The sequence below is a fragment of the Clostridium malenominatum genome (assembly GCF_039521365.1).
Classification (GTDB): Bacteria; Bacillota; Clostridia; order Clostridiales; family Clostridiaceae; genus Clostridium_AW; species Clostridium_AW malenominatum.
This window is the reverse complement of the sequence record NZ_BAAACF010000001.1, coordinates 1,716,723-1,741,504: the sequence shown is the minus strand read 5'-3', so window position 1 is coordinate 1,741,504 and position 24,782 is coordinate 1,716,723. Positions and strand designations below refer to the sequence as shown.

Annotated in this window: 23 protein-coding genes and 1 pseudogene; 20 read left to right on the top strand and 4 right to left on the bottom strand. The window is 30.0% G+C overall.

The annotated features are described in order from the left end of the window. The 8 genes from flhF (at position 1) to ABDZ69_RS08860 (ending at position 5,532) form a co-directional block, all read left to right on the top strand. A complete protein-coding gene (gene flhF / locus ABDZ69_RS08895; protein ID WP_343768900.1) occupies positions 1-1,086 on the top strand; it encodes a flagellar biosynthesis GTPase FlhF in 1,086 nt (361 codons plus the stop codon). Further along, positions 1,080-1,952 carry a MinD/ParA family protein gene (locus ABDZ69_RS08890; RefSeq protein WP_343768899.1) on the top strand — a complete coding sequence of 291 codons (873 nt, stop codon included), beginning with the start codon at positions 1,080-1,082 and terminating at the stop codon, positions 1,950-1,952. The genes flhF and ABDZ69_RS08890 overlap by 7 nt, the downstream gene beginning before the upstream one ends. A gap of 11 nt (positions 1,953-1,963) precedes the next feature. Beyond that, positions 1,964-2,596: a flagellar brake protein gene (locus tag ABDZ69_RS08885; protein WP_343768897.1), complete on the top strand. Its 633-nt coding sequence runs from the start codon at positions 1,964-1,966 to the stop codon at positions 2,594-2,596. A gap of 2 nt (positions 2,597-2,598) precedes the next feature. After that, on the top strand, positions 2,599-3,333 hold the full coding sequence (locus tag ABDZ69_RS08880) for a FliA/WhiG family RNA polymerase sigma factor (protein WP_343768895.1): 735 nt from the start codon (positions 2,599-2,601) through the stop codon (positions 3,331-3,333). Positions 3,334-3,346: 13 nt separating this feature from the next. Then, on the top strand, positions 3,347-3,745 hold the full coding sequence (locus ABDZ69_RS08875; protein ID WP_343768893.1) for a DUF6115 domain-containing protein: 399 nt from the start codon (positions 3,347-3,349) through the stop codon (positions 3,743-3,745). Positions 3,746-3,816: 71 nt separating this feature from the next. After that, entirely contained in the window at positions 3,817-3,945 is a 129-nt protein-coding gene (locus tag ABDZ69_RS08870) for a hypothetical protein (RefSeq protein WP_343768891.1), read from the top strand. Next, positions 3,942-4,724, top strand: coding sequence for a flagellar hook-basal body complex protein (locus ABDZ69_RS08865; protein WP_343768889.1), 783 nt, complete (start codon positions 3,942-3,944; stop codon positions 4,722-4,724). The genes ABDZ69_RS08870 and ABDZ69_RS08865 overlap by 4 nt, the downstream gene beginning before the upstream one ends. 22 nt (positions 4,725-4,746) lie before the next feature. Beyond that, on the top strand, positions 4,747-5,532 hold the full coding sequence (locus tag ABDZ69_RS08860) for a flagellar hook-basal body complex protein (RefSeq protein WP_343768887.1): 786 nt from the start codon (positions 4,747-4,749) through the stop codon (positions 5,530-5,532). Positions 5,533-5,568: 36 nt separating this feature from the next. On the opposite strand, the gene ABDZ69_RS08855 is transcribed toward ABDZ69_RS08860, so the two are convergent. Beyond that, the gene (locus ABDZ69_RS08855; RefSeq protein WP_343768885.1) at positions 5,569-6,336 is read right to left on the bottom strand and encodes a hypothetical protein; all 768 of its coding nucleotides are present in this window, start codon (positions 6,334-6,336) and stop codon (positions 5,569-5,571) included. Between the two features lie 233 nt (positions 6,337-6,569). Continuing rightward, positions 6,570-8,210, bottom strand: coding sequence for a putative manganese-dependent inorganic diphosphatase (locus ABDZ69_RS08850; protein ID WP_343768883.1), 1,641 nt, complete (start codon positions 8,208-8,210; stop codon positions 6,570-6,572). Positions 8,211-8,346: 136 nt separating this feature from the next. On the opposite strand from ABDZ69_RS08850, the gene ABDZ69_RS08845 reads away from it, so the two are divergent. Then, on the top strand, positions 8,347-10,905 hold the full coding sequence (locus tag ABDZ69_RS08845) for a calcium-translocating P-type ATPase, SERCA-type (protein ID WP_343768881.1): 2,559 nt from the start codon (positions 8,347-8,349) through the stop codon (positions 10,903-10,905). Positions 10,906-10,933: 28 nt separating this feature from the next. Here ABDZ69_RS08845 and ABDZ69_RS08840 read toward each other — a convergent pair whose 3' ends face one another. Next, positions 10,934-11,341 carry a hypothetical protein gene (locus ABDZ69_RS08840; RefSeq protein WP_343768879.1) on the bottom strand — a complete coding sequence of 136 codons (408 nt, stop codon included), beginning with the start codon at positions 11,339-11,341 and terminating at the stop codon, positions 10,934-10,936. A 235-nt stretch (positions 11,342-11,576) separates the two neighbouring features. Here ABDZ69_RS08840 and deoC point away from each other — a divergent pair, with 235 nt between their 5' ends. The 6 genes from deoC to ABDZ69_RS08810 all read left to right on the top strand — a co-directional run bounded on the left by deoC (position 11,577) and on the right by ABDZ69_RS08810 (position 18,385). After that, positions 11,577-12,257: a deoxyribose-phosphate aldolase gene (gene deoC, locus ABDZ69_RS08835; RefSeq protein WP_343768877.1), complete on the top strand. Its 681-nt coding sequence runs from the start codon at positions 11,577-11,579 to the stop codon at positions 12,255-12,257. A gap of 114 nt (positions 12,258-12,371) precedes the next feature. Next, entirely contained in the window at positions 12,372-14,666 is a 2,295-nt protein-coding gene (locus ABDZ69_RS08830) for an AAA family ATPase (protein ID WP_343768875.1), read from the top strand. A 110-nt stretch (positions 14,667-14,776) separates the two neighbouring features. Beyond that, complete coding sequence (locus ABDZ69_RS08825) at positions 14,777-15,331, top strand: sigma-70 family RNA polymerase sigma factor (RefSeq protein WP_343768874.1); 555 nt, start codon at positions 14,777-14,779, stop codon at positions 15,329-15,331. Further along, entirely contained in the window at positions 15,328-16,668 is a 1,341-nt protein-coding gene (locus tag ABDZ69_RS08820) for a hypothetical protein (RefSeq protein WP_343768871.1), read from the top strand. The genes ABDZ69_RS08825 and ABDZ69_RS08820 overlap by 4 nt, the downstream gene beginning before the upstream one ends. A gap of 80 nt (positions 16,669-16,748) precedes the next feature. Beyond that, on the top strand, positions 16,749-17,090 hold the full coding sequence (locus ABDZ69_RS08815; protein WP_343768869.1) for a PadR family transcriptional regulator: 342 nt from the start codon (positions 16,749-16,751) through the stop codon (positions 17,088-17,090). After that, the gene (locus tag ABDZ69_RS08810) at positions 17,081-18,385 is read left to right on the top strand and encodes an FtsW/RodA/SpoVE family cell cycle protein (protein WP_343768867.1); all 1,305 of its coding nucleotides are present in this window, start codon (positions 17,081-17,083) and stop codon (positions 18,383-18,385) included. Before ABDZ69_RS08815 ends, ABDZ69_RS08810 begins: the two co-directional genes overlap by 10 nt. 317 nt (positions 18,386-18,702) lie before the next feature. On the opposite strand, the gene ABDZ69_RS08805 is transcribed toward ABDZ69_RS08810, so the two are convergent. Next, positions 18,703-20,193, bottom strand: coding sequence for an LTA synthase family protein (locus ABDZ69_RS08805; protein ID WP_343768865.1), 1,491 nt, complete (start codon positions 20,191-20,193; stop codon positions 18,703-18,705). A 456-nt stretch (positions 20,194-20,649) separates the two neighbouring features. Here ABDZ69_RS08805 and ychF point away from each other — a divergent pair, with 456 nt between their 5' ends. From ychF to ABDZ69_RS08780, 5 genes and pseudogenes are all read left to right on the top strand, one after another. Next, positions 20,650-21,747 carry a redox-regulated ATPase YchF gene (gene ychF, locus ABDZ69_RS08800; RefSeq protein WP_343768863.1) on the top strand — a complete coding sequence of 366 codons (1,098 nt, stop codon included), beginning with the start codon at positions 20,650-20,652 and terminating at the stop codon, positions 21,745-21,747. Positions 21,748-21,806: 59 nt separating this feature from the next. Then, positions 21,807-21,941, top strand: coding sequence for a hypothetical protein (locus ABDZ69_RS08795; RefSeq protein ID WP_343768861.1), 135 nt, complete (start codon positions 21,807-21,809; stop codon positions 21,939-21,941). Positions 21,942-22,045: 104 nt separating this feature from the next. After that, positions 22,046-23,245: a MerR family transcriptional regulator gene (locus ABDZ69_RS08790; RefSeq protein WP_343768859.1), complete on the top strand. Its 1,200-nt coding sequence runs from the start codon at positions 22,046-22,048 to the stop codon at positions 23,243-23,245. A 26-nt stretch (positions 23,246-23,271) separates the two neighbouring features. Continuing rightward, complete coding sequence (locus tag ABDZ69_RS08785; RefSeq protein WP_343768857.1) at positions 23,272-24,444, top strand: DegT/DnrJ/EryC1/StrS family aminotransferase; 1,173 nt, start codon at positions 23,272-23,274, stop codon at positions 24,442-24,444. A gap of 18 nt (positions 24,445-24,462) precedes the next feature. Then, positions 24,463-24,782, top strand: a pseudogene (locus ABDZ69_RS08780) (DegT/DnrJ/EryC1/StrS family aminotransferase); the annotation flags it as partial.

Here is a 24,782-nt window from a genome sequence, read left to right as displayed (position 1 = left end):
ATGGTAATTAAGAAATATATTGTAAACAACATGAATGAAGCTTTAACTAGAATTAGATATGAACTTGGAAAAGAAGCTATTATTATAAGCCAAAGAAAAGTAAAAAGACCAGGATTTTTAGGTTTTTTTCAAAAAAAGGCAATCGAAGTTACAGCAGCGGTGGATAATAGCGAAAAAGAAGAAAAAAAACCTTTAGAAGATGGTATAGAGGTAATTAAAAAAATAGTTCAGAAAAATCAAGATGAGGATAAGGAAAACTATATATATAAAGAGCTTCAGGAAATGAAATTAATGATGGATAAAATTGTGAGAGGAGAGGGAGACCAGGAAGAAAAGAATCCTCTTCAATCAATATTAAAAAATACAGATTTAAACGATGAAATTATTAAATATATAAGTAAAGAAATAAATAACATAGAAGAAAACATCGAATCCATAGAAAAAATAAAATTAGTTTTAAAAGAAATGATACACACATCAAAACATTTAACTGAAGGAAAAATAGTTTTAGTAGGTCCAACAGGAGTAGGTAAGACGACTACCATTGCAAAACTAGCAGGAAGCCTGGCTTTGATTCAAAAGAAAAAAGTGGGATTGATTACTATAGACACTTATAGAATAGGGGCAGTTGAGCAACTTCAAACCTATGCTGATATAATGAATATACCTTTTAAAGTGGTATTTACTCAAAAGGATATGGAAGAAGCTTTAGACAGCATGAAAGACTACGACGCAATACTCATAGATACTACAGGAAGAAGTTCTAAAAATGCAATGCAAATTTCAGAATTAAGAATGTTAATTGATAAGATTAATACTGAAAATATACATTTAGTAATTAGTTCTACTATAAAGAATAAAGATATCAATACAATAATCGAAGGATATAAACCTTTAGGTTTTAATAATGTTATAATAACAAAGCTAGATGAAACTACTTCTTATGGATCTATATTAAATATACTACAAAGTGCTAAAAAGCCCTTGAGCTATGTTACCGTTGGACAAAGTGTACCTGATGACCTAATGATTATGTCAAAGGATGAAATTGTGAATTTGATATTAGGAGAGGATAGTATATGCTAGATCAAGCGGCAACACTGAGAAAATTAGCTAAAGAAGTAGAAGAAAAAGAGATTAAACATGAGGGAAAAGGTCCTAAGGTTATTACAGTTACCTCTGGTAAGGGCGGAGTGGGAAAGAGCAATTTTGTTGTAAATCTAGCCATTACCCTTCAAATGAAAGGAAAAAGAGTATTAATTTTTGATGCAGATGTTGGTATGGGAAATGATGACGTGTTGATGGGTATTTTACCTAGATATGATATTAAGGATATAATATTTAATAATATGGAGATTGAGGATGTAGTGATTGAAGGTCCTCATGGGGTTAAGTTATTGCCAGGGGGATCTGGTTTTACCTCAGTTGAGGATATTCCAAAGGATAAAAGGGATAGCTTTTTAAAAAAATTAACTTCTTTAAGCGATTTAGATTATGTTATACTAGATACGGGTGCTGGAATAAGTAGGAATGTATTAGGATTTATTGCTTGCTCAGATGAGCTAATTGTAATAACAACTCCAGAGCCAACCTCTCTTACAGATGCTTACTGTTTGCTAAAGGTTGTAAATCATTTTAAAATAAAATCTTCAGCAAAAGTTGTAGTAAATAAGACCTTTAATTTAAGAGAAGGAATGGAAACCTATAACAAATTTAATAACACAGTTAATAATTTTTTAGAGATAAAATTGCAATATTTAGGCGCCTTATCAGATGATAAAAAATTGGTGGAGGCAGTTAGAAAGCAAAAGCCTTTCGTAATAAGCTCCCCTAATTCAGACGTAGCAAAAGAGATTAATTCTATCGCAAATGAAATAGTAGGTGAAATAAGTTTAGGCGATAGTGTAGGAGTTCAGGGTTTATTTAAGAAGTTGTTTAGTATTTTTTCATAGGGGATGATGTGATGACGAATAATATTAAATTTACAGTCAATGGAAAAATTGAAATATTAATGGAGGATGGAATTTATAAAAGTAATATTCAAGATATTTACGATGATCATATTGGTATAAGTATTCCAGTTAAGGAAGGAATGTATTTACCCTTAAAAAAGGGAGAGAAGGTAGAAGGAATTTTCTATTCTTATAAGGGAACTTTTAAATTTCACACGGTGGTGGTTGGAAGAAAAATCGATAGAATAATGATGATTTTGATTGCAACACCTAAAAACTTTATTAAAATTCAAAGAAGAAATTATGTAAGAGTTCTTACAGTATCTAAGGCAATTTGTTCTGTAATAGATTCTTCAGAAGATGCGCAGTTTTTCGAAGGTTTTACATTAGATGTAAGTGCAGGTGGCATGAAGCTATCCACTACTAAAGAGCTGTATAGTGGAGATATAATAGCCATTTCTTTAACTTTGAAAGATGAAGAGCTTCACTTAAAAGGAAAAATTATAAGAGTAGAAAAAGAAGATAAAAGAAATATATGTGGAGTGGCATTTATAGATGTTGATAATAGAACCAGTGAAAAAATTGTGAGACTGCTGTTTCAAATTATGAGAGAGCAAAGGAAAAATGCACCAAGGGAGGATTAATAATGAATGCATCAATGAGCCCTGGGATGAGAGAAGAAATAATAAAACAATATATACCTCTTGTTAAATATATCGCATCTAGAATTATTATTGGGAAAACTAAACATATAGAATTTGAAGATTTAGTTGGTTATGGTATGATTGGGCTTATGGATTCTATAAATAAATTTGATGAATCGAGAGGTATGAAATTTTCAACCTATGCTTCTATAAGAATAAAAGGCTCCATGATTGATGAGTTAAGAAAAATCAGTCCTATTTCTAAAGGGGCCATAGATAAATTAAATAGATATAATGAAGCAGTAGAAAAATTACAGAAGAAAAATTTTAGTGAGCCTAATATAAAGGAAATTAGTGAAGAACTAAGCATTTCAGTAGAAGAGGTTTCACAAATTGAAAGTTATATAAATTATATTTCCGTTGTTTCCCTAGAAGACTTAATATTTTCTGAGGATGATGATATTCCACTAATGGGAACAATTATAGATGAAAAGAGCCCAAATCCCGAGAAAACTTTAGAGGAAAAGGAACTTTTGGAGCACTTAGAGAGAGCTTTAAATAACTTAAAGGAAAAAGATAAAACCGTATTATCCCTTTATTACTATGAGAGATTAACATTAAAAGAAATTGGCAAGATACTTGAGGTTTCAGAATCAAGAGTTTGCCAATTACATAGTAGGGCCATTGTAAATTTAAGAGGAGAGCTTAAAAAATTAAAATATAATTTAGAAAGCTAAATTAGGTGATAATATGACTATAATTTTATTAATATTCGGTTTTTTATTAATAGGTATAAATGTGATAGCTTTAAAAAAGGATAGTAGGTCCTTTACTAAAATTGTGAATGATGAAAAAGAAAGTGTAAACTCTACAAGAGAAATAGAAGATGCTATTTTTAACCTTCAAATGGAGCTAGAAGAAATAAAACTAATTATAAATGAAAATATAAAGAAAGAAGTAATACCTGAAGAAAAGCCTAGAGAAATAGTACATAATGAAGTATATGATAAATCAGAAAAAAAGAATAATGTTAAAATAGATGAAGTTAGAGAATTATTGGATAAAGGAATGACTTTAGAGGATATTGCTCAGAAGCTCCAAATAGGCAAGGGGGAATTGCTATTAATAAAAGAATTATATCTAAAATAAAAGAAGTAATATTTTTTCTAAGTGATAAGAAGCTTTTATTAGGAGTAGGCATAGGAATAGTATTTAGCACTATGGTTATGATAGGCGCTAAAATAAATTATCAAATAAGTCCTTATGAAATTGAAAAAAGAGCACGTTCTATGGGAATGGAGTATCCAGAAGATATGAAGGTTTTAATAGAGGAGGAAATTAGCAAATGATAAGAAGTCTTTACACCTCAGTTTCAGGCATGATTACTCAAGAGAGTAAGCAAGGAGTAATTACCAATAATTTAGCCAATGTAAATACTATTGGATTTAAAAGTGGAAACTTATCTGTAAAAGAATTTGATAGGGTTTTATTATATAATTATGATAAAATTCAAAATGGAAAAAACTACAGACAGGATTTAGGAGAAATTAGCTTAGGGAGTAAAATTGACGATGTAAACACTAATTTTACTCAAGGAGTCTTTGAAAAAACAGATAAGGCAACAGATTTTTCTTTAGAAGGCAACGGATTTTTTACAGTAGAAAGAAATGACGGAATTGGAGTTAATAGATATTATACTAGAGATGGAAGTTTTCATGTAAATTCTAGAGGGTATTTGGTAAACAGCAGTGGTGACAATGTGTTAGGTGTCAATTTGGAAACTGAGGAAATTGAGCCTATTAGAATAGAAAGCAATAATTTTGTTTTAGATGGTGAAGGCAATTTAAATGTGGAGGGAAGTCCCTTATATAGGTTTTATACTGTAGATTTCGAAAACTACAGTGGTTTACAGAAATTTGGTGATAACATTTATAGAGGGGAAAATGAAAGAGAAACTAATAATATTAGTGTTAGACAATACCAGGTTGAGAAATCTAATGTAAATGTGATAAAAGAAATGGTGGATATGATGACTGTTATTAGAAGTTTTGAAACAAACCAAAAACTAATACAATCTATTGATGAAACCTTAGGAAAAGCAGTAAATGAACTAGGCTCTGTAAGATAATTTGATTATGAGGGTGATTTAAATGCTTAGAATACTTTGGAATGGTAAAAGTGCAATGTCAGCGCAACAGGATAAATTAGATTCTATATCAAATAATTTATCTAATGTAAATACAGAAGGTTATAAGAGAATGGATGTAACCTTTAAAGATCTTATGTCTGAGGCCTTAGACAGAAGAGGATATCCAGTTAATAGGGGAGAAAATAAAAACTTAATTACAGGTACAGGAGTTAGGACAGCAAATTGGATAAGAGATAAATCTCAAGGGAACCTACTTCAAACTAATATTAAAACGGATTTAGCTATAGATGGAGAAGGATATTTTAGAGTTGAAACAAAAAATGGAGAATATAGATACATTAGATCTGGTAGCTTTAACATTGATAATAATGGAGAACTTATGGATAAGAATGGAAACAAACTATCTATAGAGCTTTTTGAAGAAGAAGAGGAAATTAAATTTACAAAGGATAATTTTATAATAAAAGAAGATGGAAGTTTATTTGCCAAAATTGATGATTCGAACAATAGTGGTTTAAGAGAAGTAGGAAAAATAAATACCTACAATGCTGTAGGAGATGACGCATTTATTTCTGTGGGAGAGAATCTTTATGTTGCAAGAGAAGAGGTTATTCCAACTATTTCAAATGCTAATATATTGCAAGGCTTTGTTGAAGGGTCTAATGTAGATGTGTCAAAGGAAATGACAGATATGATTTTGTCTCAAAGGGCCTTTGAATTTGGTTCAAGAGCAATTAAAGCTGCAGATGAAATGTGGGGAATGGTTAATAACTTAAGAGGAAGATAGTTTATTAAAAAAGGATTTTGCATGGCAAAATCCTTTTTAGTTAAATTTTCGTATTACTATAAAAAAAACAACAAAGCAAACCATGCATATACTATAAGCAATACTTAAGTAGTCTTTAATACAAATATCATCAATTTTATTAGTATACTCTCCATAGCTTTTTATATAATCTGTATTATTGTCATTAAAACAATAATAAAAATTTACAGATTCTATATATGCAGCTAAAATATCTACGTTAAGCAAAGGTTTCATATAGAAGTTTAAAAGATAATCTCCCTTAAAATCTATAGAAATTTTTTTGTTTCTACATAGGTATATTAAATATAAAACAATCTGAACAAAGCAAGAGGGAACTATTGTAAAAATATTAAATACAAAGTTAAAGAATAATATGTTATTTTGTAAACTTATATTATAAATAAGTGCATATACTAAAGCCACATAGTTGTCAAAAAAAAGTATATACATAATTGGAGCTATGAATCCACAAACAATTGAACGAGATATTAGAGAAATGGAATCGTAAAAATGAACCTTTTCTCTTTTTTTTAGATTTTTCCTTTCAGTATTACTTATGTCTATTACTAAAAATGAAGTTATAAAGTTTAAAAGTTCCTTATTATTACTTAATCTATATAAAAAATATAGCAATACCAAAAGAATTATATAAAATGCAGTAATTAAAAAGTCAGTTTTAAGTATCTTTCTGATTTTAGAGTTAATAACACTAAAAACATATTGCCTATCAATTTTCCATAAAATTAAACTTAGCAAGCACCCTAGTAAATAGCCTACCCCCATTGTTTCATCCCTCCATATTAACCTATTTATTAATTAATATGCAGAGAAACTCCCTTTAATTCTAATCTATTAATTCTTTCATATTAACCTTTTTAAATTTAATATGAAACTTTATTTTTGGACAGAATTTTTCCATAGGCGTAATAGGATAAAAATATTTACAATACATAAAAACCCCTCCACATATATTAATCAGTATTATTATATGTAAAGGGGCTTAATAAGTTTACTAATTATTTTAGTTCTGTAGCAGCAGTGGTTAAAGGTGGTATTACTTGTTTTTTTCTAGACATTACCCCAGCAGCATATAAACTATTATCTACTATAGCTTTATTAAAGGCCTTAGATACTATATGCTTCTCATTGCCTGTTACAAGAAGCTCTGACCCATCTCTAAGTAGGTCTGTAACCATAAGTATTAATAAGTCATAATTGTCACTTTCACATTTACTTTCCATATAAGAAATCATGTCAGCTTTAATTGAGTTAAAGCCTTCTCTATCCATGGTTATTATTTGACCAACTCCTACCTTAAGGGAACTCATTTTAAAAGTCTTAAAGTCTTGATTAAAAATTTCATTAACGGATTTACCCTGCAATGAGGTTCCAGCTTTAAACATTTCACTAGCAAAACTATCCACATTTATGTCGGCAATTTCACTTAATCTTTTAAGCATTAATTTATCCGTATTAGTTGAAGTAGGCGATTTAAATAGTAGGGTATCAGAAATAATAGCTGAAGCGAGGATACCTGCAATCTTTTTAGAAGGTCTAATACCATTTTCAAAAAAGATTGAGGATATTATAGTTGCAGTACAACCTACAGGTTCATTTCTAAAGTAAATAGGGGAACCTGTTTGAATATCTCCAATTCTGTGATGATCAATTATTTCAAGTAAGTCTGCATCTTCCAGGCCAGGTACAGATTGAGTTCTCTCATTGTGATCAACTAATATTACCTTTTTCTTATTTTTAGAAATAAGGTGATATCTAGAAACACTTCCAAGAACTTTATGTTCTGTATTTATTACAGGATAGCTTCTATATCTGGTTTCAATCATAATATCCTTTGCGTCTTCTATCAAATCCTCCTCTTGAAATACTACTAAATTTTCACTAGACATAACATATTTTACAGGTATGCTTTGAGGTATTAATCTAGCAGTGGTAAAGGTATCATAAGGAGTTACTATAATAGAGCAATTAACTTCTTTAGCTTTTTCTAAAATATTAGCACTTATACTATTTTTGCCTGTTATTATCATTAAAGAAGCTTTGCACTCTAGAGTTAATTCTTGAGCATCTTCTCTATCTCCACAGATTACAATATCACCTTCTTCGATTATTTCACGAGCATTATCGGGATGCATAGCTGTAATTACAATCTTACCATTAAAGTATTTTGTATTTTCGCTTAAATAAATACACTCTGCAGATAAAGTTTCAATGATGTTTTCTAAAGTAGTCTTACTTTTTGAAAGTATAGCATTATCCCAAATATCCATATATGTAGAAGTAATATTTGTAATAGAAGCTAGGCCAATTAACTTATCATCTTCATCTACTACAGTAAGAGTTTTTACATTGTGTTTTTTCATGAGAGACCAAACCATTTTAAGTGAGGCTTCAGGATGAATAGGAGGCATAATATCAAAATTTAAATCTTTTATTTGAGGCTTTACTGTTTCTATAAGTTCAGGGCATTCTACTCCAAAAAAATCTAAAACAAATTGAGTTTCGCGATTGAGATCCCCAAGTCTTATAGGAATTGCCTTTAGATTTGTTGTCTTGTTTTTAAATTCAGCATAAGCAATGGCAGAACAAATAGAATCGGTATCAGGGTGCTTATGACCGCTTATATAAACTATATCCATAAAATTCACTCCTTCACTAGTATATCTACATAATCATATCAAAAATATATATAAATTTGAAGTAAATAAAATATTTTATACATTTCACTCATATATTTAATGTGATTACTATTAGCGATAAGCAGGAGGGATAGTCATGATATATGAAAAAGATGCTTTTTCTGGGCTAGATTCTAGAGAAGCGGAGCGAAGGTTAAAAAAATATGGACCTAACATACTAGAGAGTAGGGAAAAAATTTCCCCATTAAAAATATTTCTCCAACAATTCAATGATTTCATGGTTTGGGTATTAATAGCTGCTACCTTGTTATCTGGCTTCATGGGAGAGAAGGCGGATGCAATTACCATACTTATTATTGTTGTGATGAATGGAATATTAGGTTTTATTCAAGAGTATAAGACAGAGAAATCTTTAGAAGCTTTAAATAGCTTAGCAGCCCCTACAGCAAAGGTAATGAGGGATGGAATATTAAAAGTAATCAATGCAGAAAATCTAGTTATGGGAGATATAGTAATAATTGAAAGCGGGGATAGAATACCAGCGGATTGTACCTTAGTTGAAGATTTCTCATTAATGGTAGATGAATCACTGCTCACAGGGGAATCTGTAGGAGTAAACAAGAGCTCAAGGAAGCAGGAAAATATTTATATGGGGACCACAGTTTTAACAGGTAGAGGGAAGGGAAAGGTAATATCTATAGGCATGAAAACTGAAATGGGTAAAATAGCAGGCATGCTTCAAGATATTGAGAAAGAGCAATCACCATTAAAAGAAAAATTAAACTCATTAGGTAAGGTATTAGTGATACTATGTATAGGAATTTGTATTGTAGTAACAATTACAGGAATTAGCAGAGGACATGATAAATACCAAATGCTTTTACTTGGTATAAGTTTAGCTGTAGCAGCTATTCCAGAAGGATTACCAGCAATAGTAACAGTAGCTCTTGCGTTGGGAGTTTCAAGAATGCTTAAGAAAAATGCTTTAGTAAGAAGACTTCCAGCGGTAGAAACATTGGGATGCACTTCTGTTATTTGTAGTGATAAGACGGGAACCTTAACAGAAAATAAAATGACTGTAACAGATATGTATTTTAATGATAGCTTTCATAAACTTGAAAAAGAGTCAATGTATAAAAATCCATTACTAAAAAAATGCGTTACATATTGTAGTGACTGCAACGTTAATTTTAAAGAAAGCACATTAGAAAGGGCGTTATCTGGAGATCCTACAGAAAAAGCATTAATTAAAGCTTTTGCAAAAGACGGAAGGGATGTAAAAGACACTTTAGATAAAGGAAGAAGAATCAATGAAAAACCTTTTACTTCAGATAGAAAAATGATGTCTGTTTTAATAAAAGAGGGGGTAAATATTAATATTTACTTAAAAGGAGCTCCAGAAAGGGTAATTGATAGATGTAAGTATGTAATCATTGATGGAGAAGCGAGACTTCTAACTTCTACCTATAAAAGTAGAATATTAAGAGCAGTGGAAACCATGTCTTTTAAGGCTTTAAGATGTATTGCTTTAGCCTATAAACCTGAATTAAATTATAGAGATGGTTCAAGAGAATATGAAGAAAATGATTTGATTTTAATAGGAGTTGCGGGAATAATAGATCCTCCTAGAAAAGAAGTTAAGGAAGCAGTATTTAAATGTAAGATGGCAGGAATAAGGCCAGTTATGATAACAGGTGATCATAAAAACACTGCCTTTGCTATAGGAAAAGAATTAGATATAGTAAAAAATGAAGAGGAAGTAATTACAGGGGAAGAACTAGATAAGTTAGATGACAAAGGGTTATTAAAAATTATTGATAATATTAAAGTATTTGCAAGAGTTAGTCCAAATCATAAATTAAGAATAGTTAAAGCTTTTAAGAATAAGAACAATATAGTGGCCATGACAGGAGATGGAGTTAATGATGCGCCTGCTGTTAAAGAAGCAGATATTGGTATTTCTATGGGGATATCAGGAACAGATGTAACTAAGGAAGCTTCATCTATGATACTCCTAGATGATAACTTTGCTACAATTGTTTCGGCAGTTGAAGAGGGTAGAGTTATTTATGATAATATAAGAAAATTTATAAGATATTTACTATCATGTAATTTAGGAGAGGTTTTAACTATGTTTCTTGCATCACTAATGAATTTACCAACACCAATGCTACCTATTCAAATACTTTTTGTTAATTTAGCTACAGATGGATTGCCAGCTATGGCACTTGGAGTAGATTCGGCGGATATAGATATAATGGAACAAAGGCCAAGGCCTAAGAATGAAAGTATATTTGCTAGGGGACTTAAAGAAAAAATATTAATCAGGGGAACTTTAATTGGTGTTTGCACTGTAGGAGCTTTTATTATGGGTTATAGATATAATATGGATCTAAAAACTTGTAGAACATTAGCTCTATGTACTTTGGTTATGTCTCAGTTAATACATGTTTTTGAGTGTAGATCGGAGAGGCATTCTATATTTGAAATAAAGCTTTTTACAAATACTTATTTAGTTCTTGCTGTAGGCTTTTCCATTGCTATGGTTTTAAGCATTTTATATATTCCATTTTTACAAAAAATATTTCATACAGTACCACTGAGTTTAGCACAATGGTGTATAGTACTATTCCTATCTGGCATAATTTCTTTTGTAAATAGTTTATATTTACTTTTGTGGAATAGAAGAAGATAAAAAACAGGTCCTAGGACCTGTTTTTTTATTATCTATATTTTGTTTTAACCTTTTGAACCTTAGGTTCTTTACCCTCTATAGGTACCAAGTCTTTTTTAGTAGTTAGATTTCTTATATTCATTATTTCGATTTGTTCTCGATTTTCTTTTCCTTTTTTACCTTTTAATCCTTGAACTAATAAATAATTGCCTTGAGAAATTTGCATAAAATCAATTTTCTTGAACCATCTACGTTTTTTAAATACACATTTAGTTATGTTCTTGCTTCTATCTGGCTTTACTAATAATGTAACTGTTAATCTATAGAGAATTCCTAAAAAGGATTTTTCTTCTACTTTAATGGAGACTACATTACCTTGTACTTGAGCCAATCTATCCCCATATTTTTTTATATAATTTTCTGCATAATATTTATTTAGTTTATCTGTAAATCCCATACGTATGACTCCTTTGCAATAGATTTGGTAGGTTAGCTATATTATACCATAGTATTTACAATTTTAAAATAAGGATATATCAGTTTTTCTATTTATAGTTTATCCTTTATTGTCATATATTATAGATAGTTATAGAGTTTTTTAATTGATTAGTTAAATAGTTATATAAGAGGTTGTAAAAATTTTGCCATTGTAATACAATAAGCTTAAAAATAAGTACAATTGGAGGGATATCATGAATAAAAATGGATTGTCATCATTTATAGATCACACAGTGTTGAAACCTGAAACAGGAGTAGATAAAATCAAAGAAGTTTGCGAGGAAGCTTTAAAATATGAATTTGCTTCAGTTTGCATAAATCCATGTAATGTTAAAGTAGCAAGCAGTTTATTAAAGGGAAGCAAGGTGAAGGTTTGTACTGTTATTGGATTTCCTTTAGGTGCCAATACAACTGATGTGAAGGTTTTTGAAACAAAAGATGCCATAGCAAACGGTGCTGAAGAAATAGATATGGTTATTAACATAGGAAAACTTAAGGATAAAGAATATACCTTTGTTAAAAAGGATATTGAAGAAGTGGTTAAAGCAGCAAAGGATAAGGCTATAGTAAAAGTAATCATTGAGGCCTGTTTATTAAGCGAAGAAGAAAAAATAATGGCTTGTAAGCTTTCAAAAGAAGCAGGAGCAGATTTTGTGAAAACCTCCACAGGTTTTTCAACAGGAGGAGCTACTGTTTCAGATATTAAGCTTATGAGAGAAGTTGTAGGCAGTGAGATGGGGGTTAAGGCCTCAGGCGGAGTTAGAAGCTATGAGGATGCGGTTGATATGATAAATGCAGGTGCTTCTAGGATAGGTGCGTCAGCTTCCGTTCAAATTTGTGAAAATGAAAATGTTAATAAAGAGGATTTATATTAGAAAAGCTTGCAATTTTGCAAGCTTTTTTCTATTGAGAGTAATAATAAAAAAATGTTACTAAAAATCAATATGTAGAATATTATTATACTAATGGTATGAATAGGGGGGATATGAATGAGTGAATTAAATATTAGGGACGTAAAATATTCCATTGATTTTAGTAATATTGAAGTTAAGGAAATGGATTTGCATTTAGTAACTAACGAAGATGTATTTAGAGATATTAAAAGAGCCTTAGAAATAAAAAAGGAAGGATTTAATGTATTTTTAATAGATGATTTTTCAAAAGATAAGCTTCAAGCTATAAAAGAATTTGTAGAAGAAAATTTACCGGGCAATCCGCCTAAGGATATTTGTTATGTTTTAGAGCTAGAAGGAAGAAATCCTAAAGGTGTTTTTTTATCTAATGGTAAGGGTAAAATATTTAAAAAATATTTAGAAGAACTACAAAAAGCTTATCATCAAGGAGCTTATGATTTTTACAATACTTCTGATAACAAGGAAAAAGAAAAATTACTTAAGAAAGTGCAAAAAAGTAGAAGTGATTTAATAGGAGAAATGGTAAAAATAGCAGAAGAAAATGGTTTTGATATTAAATTTACAGGTGGCGGATTTACATTTATTCCGATGAAAGAAGACGGGGACCCTATGAGCGAAAAGGAATATGAAACTTTAGAAAAGGAAAATAAAGATAATATAATTAACAAGGTGTTTCAATTAAAAGAAAAAGCACAAGATATTTTAGATAAAATAAAAGATAGTGAAGAAGAGAGCATCGAGGATATTAGAAAACTTATGGAGGAATACTTGGAAGAAAAGCTGGCTGAAGTAAAAGAAGAATATAAAAAAGAATTATGTGAAGAAACTATAGCCATTAAATATTTAGATAAATTGTGTAAAAGTGTGGAAAAGGGATTAATAGAAAATTATACTATGAGTTATGAAGAGGATGAAGATGAAATATCAGAGATAATTTATAAATATGGAGTTAATGTAATTGTAGATAATAGCAATAATAAAAAACCTGTTTGCATTTATGAAGATGATCCAAGCGTAACAAATCTTTTAGGTAACATTGAATATGAAAATAAAAATGGAGTTTACGTTACCGACATAAGCTTAATAAAAGCAGGTTCAATGTTAAAGGCCAATGAAGGGTGTATTATACTTAGAATGAATAACTTACTCTCCAATCCGTCTTCTTATTATTATTTGAAAAAAGCTTTAATAAATGGAAAGGTTGATATAGATTATAATAAAGGATATCTAGAATTATTATCTTTAAGTGGTATTCATCCAGAGCCTATTGGAGTAAATGTTAAAGTTATACTTATAGGAGATTATGAGGTTTTTGATATTTTATATAATAATGATGAGGACTTTAAAAAAATTTTTAAAATAAAAGCTCAATATAATCCTTATATCAAAATTGATCATAAAACTAAGTCTTCATTTTTAAAAGCTTTAAATATAATAGAGAAAAACAATAGTATTCTCCCTTTAAGTAGTGAAGCTATCAATGAGGTAGCAAAATATTTAGCTAGAAAATCTGAAAATAAAAATAAGTTATATTTCAATATAGAGGAAATGGAAAAAATAATACTTCTTGCAAACAATGAAGCTGTAAATGAATTTAAAGATTTAATATATCCTGATCATATTATAAAGGTATCTTACCACGAAGACATTATGGAAAAAGAAATCTTAGAAGCTTTTGAAGAAAAAAAGATAATGATAAATGTAAAAGATAAACTTATTGGAAAAATAAATGGACTGACAGTACTGGATGCGGGATACTTTTCCTTTGGAAAACCCGTAAGAATAACTTGCAGTTGTTATAATGGAGATGGGAATATTATAGACGTTCAAAAGGATAGTCAATTAAGTGGAAAAATCCATAGCAAGTCCATAAATATTTTAAAGGGATATATGAATAATTTAATAGGAGGATATGATAAAATTCCTGTAGATTTTCATTTGAGTTTTGAACAAGTTTATGGAAAAGTGGATGGAGATAGTGCTTCTGTAGCAGAGGTTATAGGTATGCTATCCTCTTTAAGTAAAGTAGGAGTTAAAAATAATATTGCAGTAACAGGATCTATAAATCAAATAGGTGAAGTTCAACCTATTGGTGGAGTGAATGAAAAAATAGAAGGGTTTTTTAAAGTGTGTAAAAGATTAGATAATATAAAAGGAAAAGGAGTGCTTATACCTTATTCTAATATAGGTAATTTAGTTTTAAATAAAGAAGTAGAAGAAGAAATTGAAAAAGGAAACTTTAAAATATATACCATGGAAACCATTGAAGACGCTGTAAATATTTTAATGGGCGATGAAGGGATAACTTATAATGAGGTATTAGATGAAATAAAAAAGGAGTTAAAAAAGTACAATAAAAAATCAAAATAATTAAAAATGAAGAGTATGTGAAAAAGAAACATGCTCTTTATTTTTTTGTGGGAGATTTTATATAATGAATACGTAATTATATATGAAGAGCAATGAAGGGGGGAAGGATTTTGGATGAAATAGTTAAAAAAATAAAAAATAGAGATTCTAAAAGTCTTAAATTATTAATGGATATGTGCACAAACCTTTTTTATAAAGTGTGCTATAGCATATTGATTTCCGTTGGAAAAGAAGAAGATATAGAAGAATGTGTGCAAGATGTATTCATTCATATATGGAATAATATTTATGATTTTAACTATGAAAGAGGAAGTTTTAAAACATGGGTTATGGTGATTTGTAAGTATAAAGCGCTGGATTACAGAAGAAAGTTATTGAAAAACAAAGAGATTGAAGGCTTAGATGAATTAGAAGTTACTTCTAAAGAAGAGGTTGAGGGTAATATAGTCTCAGCGGAAAATAAAAGGGAGATTGTAAATTGGATAAAAAGTTTAGATGAAATTGATAAAGAAATCTTTATAAAAAGATATTTACTTCATCAAGGGATAGAGGATATAAGTAATCAATTAAATATGAGCAGAGGAGCCATTGATAATCGGCTTTGGAGGGGAAGAAAAAAGTTAGCAGAACATTTAGCGAAATTAAGAAGGGAGGAGATAATATGAACCTAACAGACAAAGATATTTTTAGACTAGTTGATGAGTTTGATATAGATGAGTTTGAGGAAATAATGGGGGATACTTTGGTAAAGGATATTGTAGTTGATGACCTAACAAAAAAAAGAATAGAAGCTGGAGTTTTTAAAAAGCTAGGTAATACATTTGAGGAAGCAAAAAGTAAAAAAACTATGAAAAACAAAATTATTGCAGCCTCTATAGCATCTGCGTTAATAATATCTTCTTTTCAATTATTGCCTAATAGTGTATTAGCAGAGATTAGAGCTAGGCTACAGTTTATACCGGGCATAGGAAAGGTTGTTGAAAAGGAAGGGGAAGAAAACTTATATATATTAGATAAAACTATTAAAACTCCTTATAAAAGTGGAGAGATTATTATAAAATCAGTAATAAAAAAGGGAGAAAGTATTGAATTAGTTATTAATGGGGAGAGATTAAATTGGATATTAGGAGAGCATATAAAAATTAAAAATGGTAATGGTAGTTTTTATGAAAGCAAAGGTTATTCAATAAGAGGGGTAAGGACAGGGACATGGGAAGGATATTATTCTTTCAAAGGTGATTTAAGAAAAGATAATTTGCTTACCATAGTTATTGAAGATGAATTAGAAATTCCTATTACACTTGTAGAGGCTAAATCCTTTGAAAATTATTCAAGTATAGGGGCTACTGATAAGAAAAACGGAGTGGCGATTACGGCAGTAAGTTCAAAGGAAGATGATAGTATAAAAATCAACCTAATTTATCCACCATTAGAAGGCAAAGAAATAATAAGCTTTGCGAAGGTATACAGAGATCTAAAGATTCAATATGATATGAAAGTTACAGATGATAAAGGGAATGTATACGAACTTAAATATCCATCAGCATACAGAAAAGCTTTGAGTGAATTTACTTTTAAAGGAAATAACGATGCAGAATACTATAATTTAAAAATCCCATTTATTGAATTAGAATATAAAGATAAAGCAAATGTAGAAGTAGACATTCCCAGTGATGGTAAACTGCAAATAAATAAACAGTTTAGTATTGCAGGATTTAAAGTGGAAATAACAAATGTTGAGAGGTTGGATAAAAATAATATAAGAATATATGTAGATACTTTTTATGATAGGAATAAAGTAGAGAGTTTAAAAAGTATAGGATTAGACAGTAGTAAGTTGCCAATGCGTGGATATATGACACATTTTTCTGATGATGAAAGTATTGAGTATTTTGAATTTGAGATAAAACCTAGCATGAAAAATATAACTTTATCATTTATTGAAGCAGAAACGGAGCTTCAGGGTCATTGGAAGGTAAAAATAGAAAATACTATTGACTAATAGAAGAATAAGAAGTAAAGTATACATAGGATATCTATGCATAGATATCCTATGTATACATTTTTTTAAGGGGTGAGTTTATGAAATTTGATAAAGAGCTTTTAAAGGGGAGTACAGAAACTTTAATTCTAAGCTTAATTAAGGACAACTCTATGTACGGTTATCAGATAATTAAGGAGCTAGAAATAAAGTCTTCGGGGGTGTTCATGTTAAAGGAAGGCACATTATATCCAATACTTCATGGATTAGAAGAAAAGGGTGTAGTAGAATCCTTTTGGAATGAAGGAGACAATAAGAGAAAGAGAAAGTATTATAAAATAACGGAAAGAGGAAAGGAATATCTAAAAGAAAAAGAAGAAGAATGGAAATTTTTTAAGGGTGCTGTAGATAGAGTGTTATGGGAGGGAATAGTATGGAATTAATGGATTTTGAAGTTGTAAGAGAGTATATAGAGTCCCTTCTTAAAGAAGTTAAAAATAAAGAAGTTCATGAGGAAATAACCTTAGAAATTTTATCTCATATTGAAGAGAGATACGAAGATGCTTTAGAAAGGGGACTAAATAGTGAAGAGGGTATTTTAGAATCTATTAAAGCTATGGGAAGTCCAGAAGAAGCAGGTCAAAGATTAAATATTGTACATAAAGGTAAAATAGAATGGGGCATAGTAATTCCTTCTATATTAATGTGTTGTATTGGCGTATTTTTAATGTTTTTCATGGTAGGCTATGATGAAAATTTTAGTAGAAATATGGCATTAAGAACTGTAATATATTCCGTAATGGGAGTTATATTTGCTGTACTCTTATATAAATTTGATTATAGAAAAATGGAAAGGCACTGCTTAAAAATATTTATTGGAGCTAATTTACTATTATTATTTTCAGTATTTTGGGGTAATAAGATACATGGAGTAAAAAGGTTTTTTACCATAGGAAATAGCAGCATTGATATTATTCAAGTATTTTTGTTTTTAATATGCCTATCCTTACCAGGTGTTTTGAAGGAGGTAAAGGATAAGGGTACTAGAACTTTAATTTATTTAATAGGTATTTATGGAGTTCCATCATCTTTGTTATTTTTAATGCCTTCTGTGATGAGTTTTATTATATATACAGGTGTGTATTTAATTTTAGTCAAAAACAGTAAACTCCAAAAGAAAGAGGCTTTTTTGCTTCCAGGGGGAGTGTTAGGGTATATAAGTATGAAAATTATTACTACACCATACATGAAAGCTAGAATTGCTCCTTTTATAAATATGAGCAAAGATCCCAATGGGATGGGATATATAAATAACCAAATAAACAATTTAATAGGCTTATCAAAGCTATTTGGAAATGGCATAGATAAAAGCCTACAGCTATTGCCAGAATTGCATACAGACTATGTATTTGTTTACGTTGTATATACTTTTGGATGGATTTTTGCTCTAGCCTTAGTAGGTATGGTTATATTTTTTATACATCGCATATTCTCTACTTCAAGGGTTGTAAAAGATAATTATGGAAAATTAATATTAATGTCCTTTGCTACAGTATTTTCTATAGAGTTTAGCTGGAGCATACTTATGAATTTAAACCTAGTTCCAATAATGAGTATAAATTGCCCTTTTATAAGCTATGGAGGTACGGCCATGGTTTTAAATATAGCTTCCATAGGACTCATGATGAGTGTTTATAAAAGGAAAAATTACTCAAGTAAGGCTACAATTATTAATTAACAAGAATAAATGACATGCAAGTGCCAAGCACCGCATGTCATTTTACAAAATATTATTAAATAAAAGAGCAGTTCCCTTAAGTACCATAAAATTAAAGGAATATCCCAGAGCCCATGCTACAAAAGAGTACATAAAGCATTTAGTTAGTTTAGTTTTAAAGGTAAATAAATTATTTTGAGAAGTCTTTATACATTTATAAGAAAAGTACAAAAAAATAATCCAAGGAATAATGCTTTCAATTAAAAGTATAGGTATTAAAAAGCATATTGCAATAAATATATAACACCATTTAGGAAAATTAAGCAAAGTTCCTCCTCCTATTCTTTAAAGAAATTTCCTCTTATTATCTTATCGCTATAATCAAGTCCTTTTATACGAAAATCTATTTCTTCTTTTACATTAGAATCGCCTATATACTCACCTTTGGAAGTGATTACAAAGCTTTCTTTTGTATTTAACAGGTTTCTTCCTATAGAGGTATACATATAATCTTCTGTTTCTGCGCCTATAAGGTGGGACAAAGTAGGGAGGATATCAACTTGTCCACCTATGGTAGATAAGGTTTCTCCCTTTAAATCCTTTGAGTATATAATAAAAGGAACTTCTAAATTATTATTTTTTATATCATAATCTTTGCTTATAGAGCTAATTTCATCGCTAAAAAATTTATGGACTCCCTCGTGATCCCCATAAATTACCAGGATAGAACTATCTAATAAACCTTCCTTATCTAAATTGGTAATAAACTCTCCTATTTGAGAGTCTGTATATCTTATAGATTGAAGATACTTTCCTAATTTTGACTCTTCTAGCTTGGGGGAAAGGTTTAATTCTTTAAGTTCTTCAGGTATAAAAAAAGGAGAGTGGCTAGTTAAGGTTATAGAGAAAGAATAAAAAGGAGTAGGTTGCTTTGTGAGCAGTGAAGACAGCTGCTTGAGAAAGCTTTTATCACTTAACCCTAGACCAATTACTTCATCTATATTAAAATAACTAACATCATAGCATTCCTCGAAACCTATAGATTTTAAAGAATTTAACCAATTCCAATAGGAACCTTTATCAGGATGTGCTGCTAAAGTTTTATATCCTAACCTACTCATAATATTAGGAAGAGAATTAATATAAGTATTATTTGGATACCTAAAAAATGTACTACCTACTCTCAATGGATAAAGGGATGTATTAGCCAAAAGTTCTCCATCGGAAGTTGTGCCATTATGAGTCTGCTCATGAAAATTATCAAAATAAATACTATTTGTAAGTAAATTATTAAGGTTAGGGGTTATTTCCTCGCCATCAACTTTTAACTTAATAACAAAGTTCTCTAAAGATTCCACTTGAAGAAGTATTAGATTTTTACCCTTTAATAAGCCCTTATATTTATTTTCAGGAAAAGGCTCAGCTTTTTTATTTATCCAGTTGCTCAAAGTTTCTTTTTCTTCTGTACTCATTATATAAGGTTTACTATCTTTATAATAATTATAAAAATCAAAAATATGATATCCTATAGGAGTTAAGGAGGCCATTGTTTGGTTTTGAGCCCAGCTCCTTTTAAAAAGCATTTGATTAGAATATCCTTTATCTAATATATCTATTTTATAATGGGCATAACCTAAATATAGAGTAGGAATCAATGATAATAGTAAAAAAGAAGAGATGTTTTTCCTAAAATTCCTATATTGAGACCTAGATTTATAAAATATATAACATAGAATAAAAATGTCTATTATAAATAAAATATCTATAGGCCTAAACATAGCAAGAATACTATCTCCTAGGTTTTCTAAATTCCCTGTTATTTTAAACATATGATAATTTAAAAAAGAGTGGTTGCTCCTGTAGTACCATAAGTCTCCAATATAAATAATACTTAAACACCCGTTAAGAACAATATTGCTTAAGGGATGATAAACCTTACTAAATAAAAATGAAAAGCTTAGGTATATAGAGATAAAAGCTAAATAAACCATAATAGGGGGCATGCTATGAAAGGTTAGGTTATAGATACTTGTACCTTTATCGCTGGAAATTAACAATATAAAAAGAATTGTTTTTAATAATATAAAAGCATAATTAAATTTGAAAATTTTTGAAGAATTAATATTAGAATTTTCCATGTCCCCTCCATAAGTTCGTAATATGATATTTTCTACATTATACTACAAAATAATATACATTATAATGCTTTCACTTGAAATAAAATATTTACTAGAGTATAATTTTATAGGAATTAACTAAAGAGATGAAAGGATTGTGTAACATATATGAAGTTAGGAATTGTGGGACTACCAAACGTTGGTAAGAGTACTTTGTTTAATGCTATAACTAAAGCTGGAGCAGAAGCGGCGAATTATCCATTTTGTACTATAGAGCCAAATGTGGGAGTAGTTACTGTACCAGATAAAAGATTAGATGTTTTGGAAAAAATGTATAATACAAAAAGAAAGCTATATGCAACAATTGAATTTTATGATATAGCAGGATTAGTTAAGGGAGCTAGTCAAGGAGAAGGATTAGGAAACAAGTTTCTTGCTCATATTAGAGAGGTTGAATCCATTGTTCATGTAGTTAGATGCTTTGATGATGGAAATGTAGTTCATGTGGAAGGTTCTGTAGACCCAATTAGAGACATTGAGGTTATAAACCTTGAATTAATATTATCCGACCTAGAAGTATTAGAGAGAAGAATAGAAAAAACTATTAAACAAGCTAGAAGCGGAGATAAAAAGGCAAAGGATGAGCTTGCTTTAATGGAAAGAATAAAAGCACATCTTGAAGCAGAAAAACCAGCTAGAACTTTAGAAGTAACGGAAGAAGAAGGAGAAATGATAAAAGGGTTTTTCTTAATTACTTCAAAGCCAGTTTTATATGTTTGTAATGTTTCAGAAGAAGATTTAATGACTGGAAATATAGAAAATGAATATGTGAAAAAGGTTAAAGAATATGCAGCTAAAGAAAACTCTGGTTCTGTAGTAATAAGCGCTAAAATCGAGGAAGAGTTATCAACTTTAGAAGATGAAGAAAAGCTGGAAATGCTAAAGGAATATGGAATTGAAGAGCCAGGACTTCATAAGTTAATACAAGAAAGTTATAAATTATTAGGTTTAATGAGTTATTTAACTGCAGGAGTTCAAGAAGTAAGAGCTTGGACTATCAAGCAAGGAACTAAGGCTCCTCAGGCAGCGGGGAAAATTCACACAGATTTTGAAAGAGGATTTATAAGAGCGGAAATTATAGCCTACGACAAATTAGTAGAATGTGGCTCTGAGGCAGCGGCAAAGGAAAAAGGTTATTACAGACTTGAAGGAAAAGAGTATGTAATGAAAGACGGAGATGTTGTAAACTTTAGATTTAATGTATAAGTGAAATCATAAAAGGCATAATAAATTTAAACCTATAATTTAAAAAGGAGAGATTTATAATGCCAAAGGATAGTCAACCAGATAATAAAAAGGCAAGACTAGAAAAAGCTAATTACCAAACGCCTATTACTAGAGAATCTGCCAAAAATAGCAATAGAACAACAAAAAAACAATCAGCTGATAGAGAACAGTAATCTGTTCTCTTTTTTAATTTCTAAGAAAATTAAAAAAATTTTCTCAAAAACTATTGACCATTACCATACGTCATGGGTTAAAATGAATATTAGAGGTGAGAACTTTGGCAAAGCTTAGTGATGGATTGTATACTGTGGGGCAATTCGCTAAAAAGGCAGGAGTGACTATTAGAACTTTAAGATTTTATGATAAGATTAATCTTCTTAAGCCTTCCACTTATAATGATTTAGGTTATAGATTGTACAATAAGGAGGACTTTGGTAGGCTACAAAAAATACTCACTTTAAAATTTGTAGGTTTATCACTAGAGGAAATAGGGGATATTATGAAATATGACATAAATGATAAAGATTTTAAAAAATCCCTTAATATTCAAAAGAAAATAATTGAAGATAAGATTAATCATATGCATACTGTATTGAAGGCCATTGATGAAACATTGCTCATGGTAGAAGGACAAGAAGCTTTAAACTGGGATAAGTTTGTAAAGGTTATAAACTTAATAAATTTAGATAAAAAGTGGATTGATCAATATAAGAATGCATCTAACTTAAGAGCTAGGATTAATATACATGAAAAGTTTAGTACAAATAAAGAAGGATGGATGCCTTGGTATTTTAAGCAGCTTAACATACCTAAAAATTCTAAAATACTTGAACTTGGATGTGGGGACGGAAGTTTTTGGGCTAAAAATATAAATGAAGTATCTAAGGACTGGCAGATAGTCATGACAGATTTTTCAGAAGGTATGCTAAATGATGCTAAGAAGAACTTAAAGGAATGGAAACATAATTTTACATTTGGTGTAGTTGACGCCCAGGAATTGCCTTATGAGGATGAAAGCTTTGACGTAGTTATTGCTAACCATATGCTATACCACTTAAATGATTTAGATAAAGCCCTTGGTGAAATAAAAAGAGTGCTAAAACCTAATGGAATATTTTATGCTTCAACAGTGGGTAAAAACCACATGAAAGAAATGAGAGATATTATTTCTTGTGTAGATAAGGATTTGCTTAATATGGAGGGCTTTACACTAACGGAAAAGTTTCAATTAGATAGCGGTAAGGATAGACTTAATAAGTGGTTTAAAAATGTGGAAATTTATAAATATGAAGATAGTTTAGAGGTTTCTGAGGGTTACGCCATCATTGATTATATTTTTTCCATGCCAGGTAATATTGAGAGTGTATTTAAAGGTGATAAATTTTCTAAATTAGAAGAAATTATAAAAGGTTTAATTAAAGATAAAAATTATATACACATAACTAAGGACACAGGATTTTTTAAATCTATAAAATAAATAAAAAAATAAAAGGAGTGTTTGTAATGGGAAAAAAGATACCTTTTTCACCACCAGATATAACTAAGGATGAAATTAATGAAGTAGTAAAAGTTTTAGAATCAGGATGGATTACCTCTGGACCGAAAGTATTAGAATTTGAAGAAGCTATGAAAAAGTTTTGTGAAGCAAATTATGCTGTAGCGGTAAATAGTGCCACTGCAGGTATGGAGCTTTTACTAAAGGTATTTGATATAAAAGAAGGAGACGAAGTTATTACTACTACCTACACTTATGCAGCTACGGCAAATGTAATTGTTCATAGAGGAATAAAACCAACCTTTGTAGATGTGGAGAAGGATAGTTTCTTAATAGATATAGATGCAGTGGAAAAGGCAATAACTCCACGTACAAAGGTAATTATGCCAGTAGATTATGCTGGTGTGCCAGTAGATTATGATAAGTTGAAAAATATGCTAAAAAGAATAGGAAGGGAAGATATCATAACTATTTGTGACTCTGCTCATTCCTATGGTGCAAAATACAAGGGCAAAAGAGTGGGAACTCAATGTGATTTCCATGTGTTTTCCTTCCATGCAGTAAAAAATCTAACTACTGCCGAGGGCGGAGGAATTACCTTTAACAATAATATAAAAGGTAAAGAGGAATTATTAAGAGAGCTTAAGGTTACAGCTCTTCATGGCCAAACAAAGGATGCTCTATCAAAGATGAAGGCAGGAGCTTGGCAATACGATATTATAACGGATGGATTTAAGTGTAACATGACAGACATTATGGCGGCTATTGGAGTTGCGCAAATGAAACGTTATGAAGAAATGCTCGATTATAGAAAACAAATATTTGAAATTTATAATAATAACTTAAAAGATAAAGAGTGGGCTATTGTACCATTTACTAAAGATGATATAGAGGAATCCTGTTATCATTTATTTCCTTTAAGAATAAAAGGATTTGAGGAGAAGGATAGAAATAAAGTTATTGAAAAATTGGCAGAAAAGGACATAGCTACCAATGTGCATTTTATGCCATTGCCAATGTTAACTCTATATAAAAATTTGGGATATAAAATAGAGGATTATCCAAATGCATACAATCAATATAAAAATGAAATTAGCCTGCCAGTATATTCAATCCTTCCATTAGAGGATGCTGATTATCTGGTTAAGGAAGTTATAAAAGCTGTAGAAGAAATAATATAGTTTAAGGGAGGATTATTTATGAAAGTTGGATTTTATACATCAGAAAGAGAATATTCAGAGAAAAGAGAAGAATTTCAAATAGCCATAGAAAGTGCTTTAAAGGACGGTATTTCTACCTTAGGACAGGAAGTAAAGGATTTTGAAAAATCCATAGAAGACTTTACGGGAGCAAAGCACGCTATAGGTGTAGCTTCAGGAACAGACGCATTAATTCTTTTATCAGACATGATGGGATATAAAAATGGTAAAGAAGTTATAACAACTCCTTTCACCTTTCTTGCTTCAACTTCATGTATAGCAAGACAAGGAGGAAAACCTGTTTTCGTGGATATAGATCC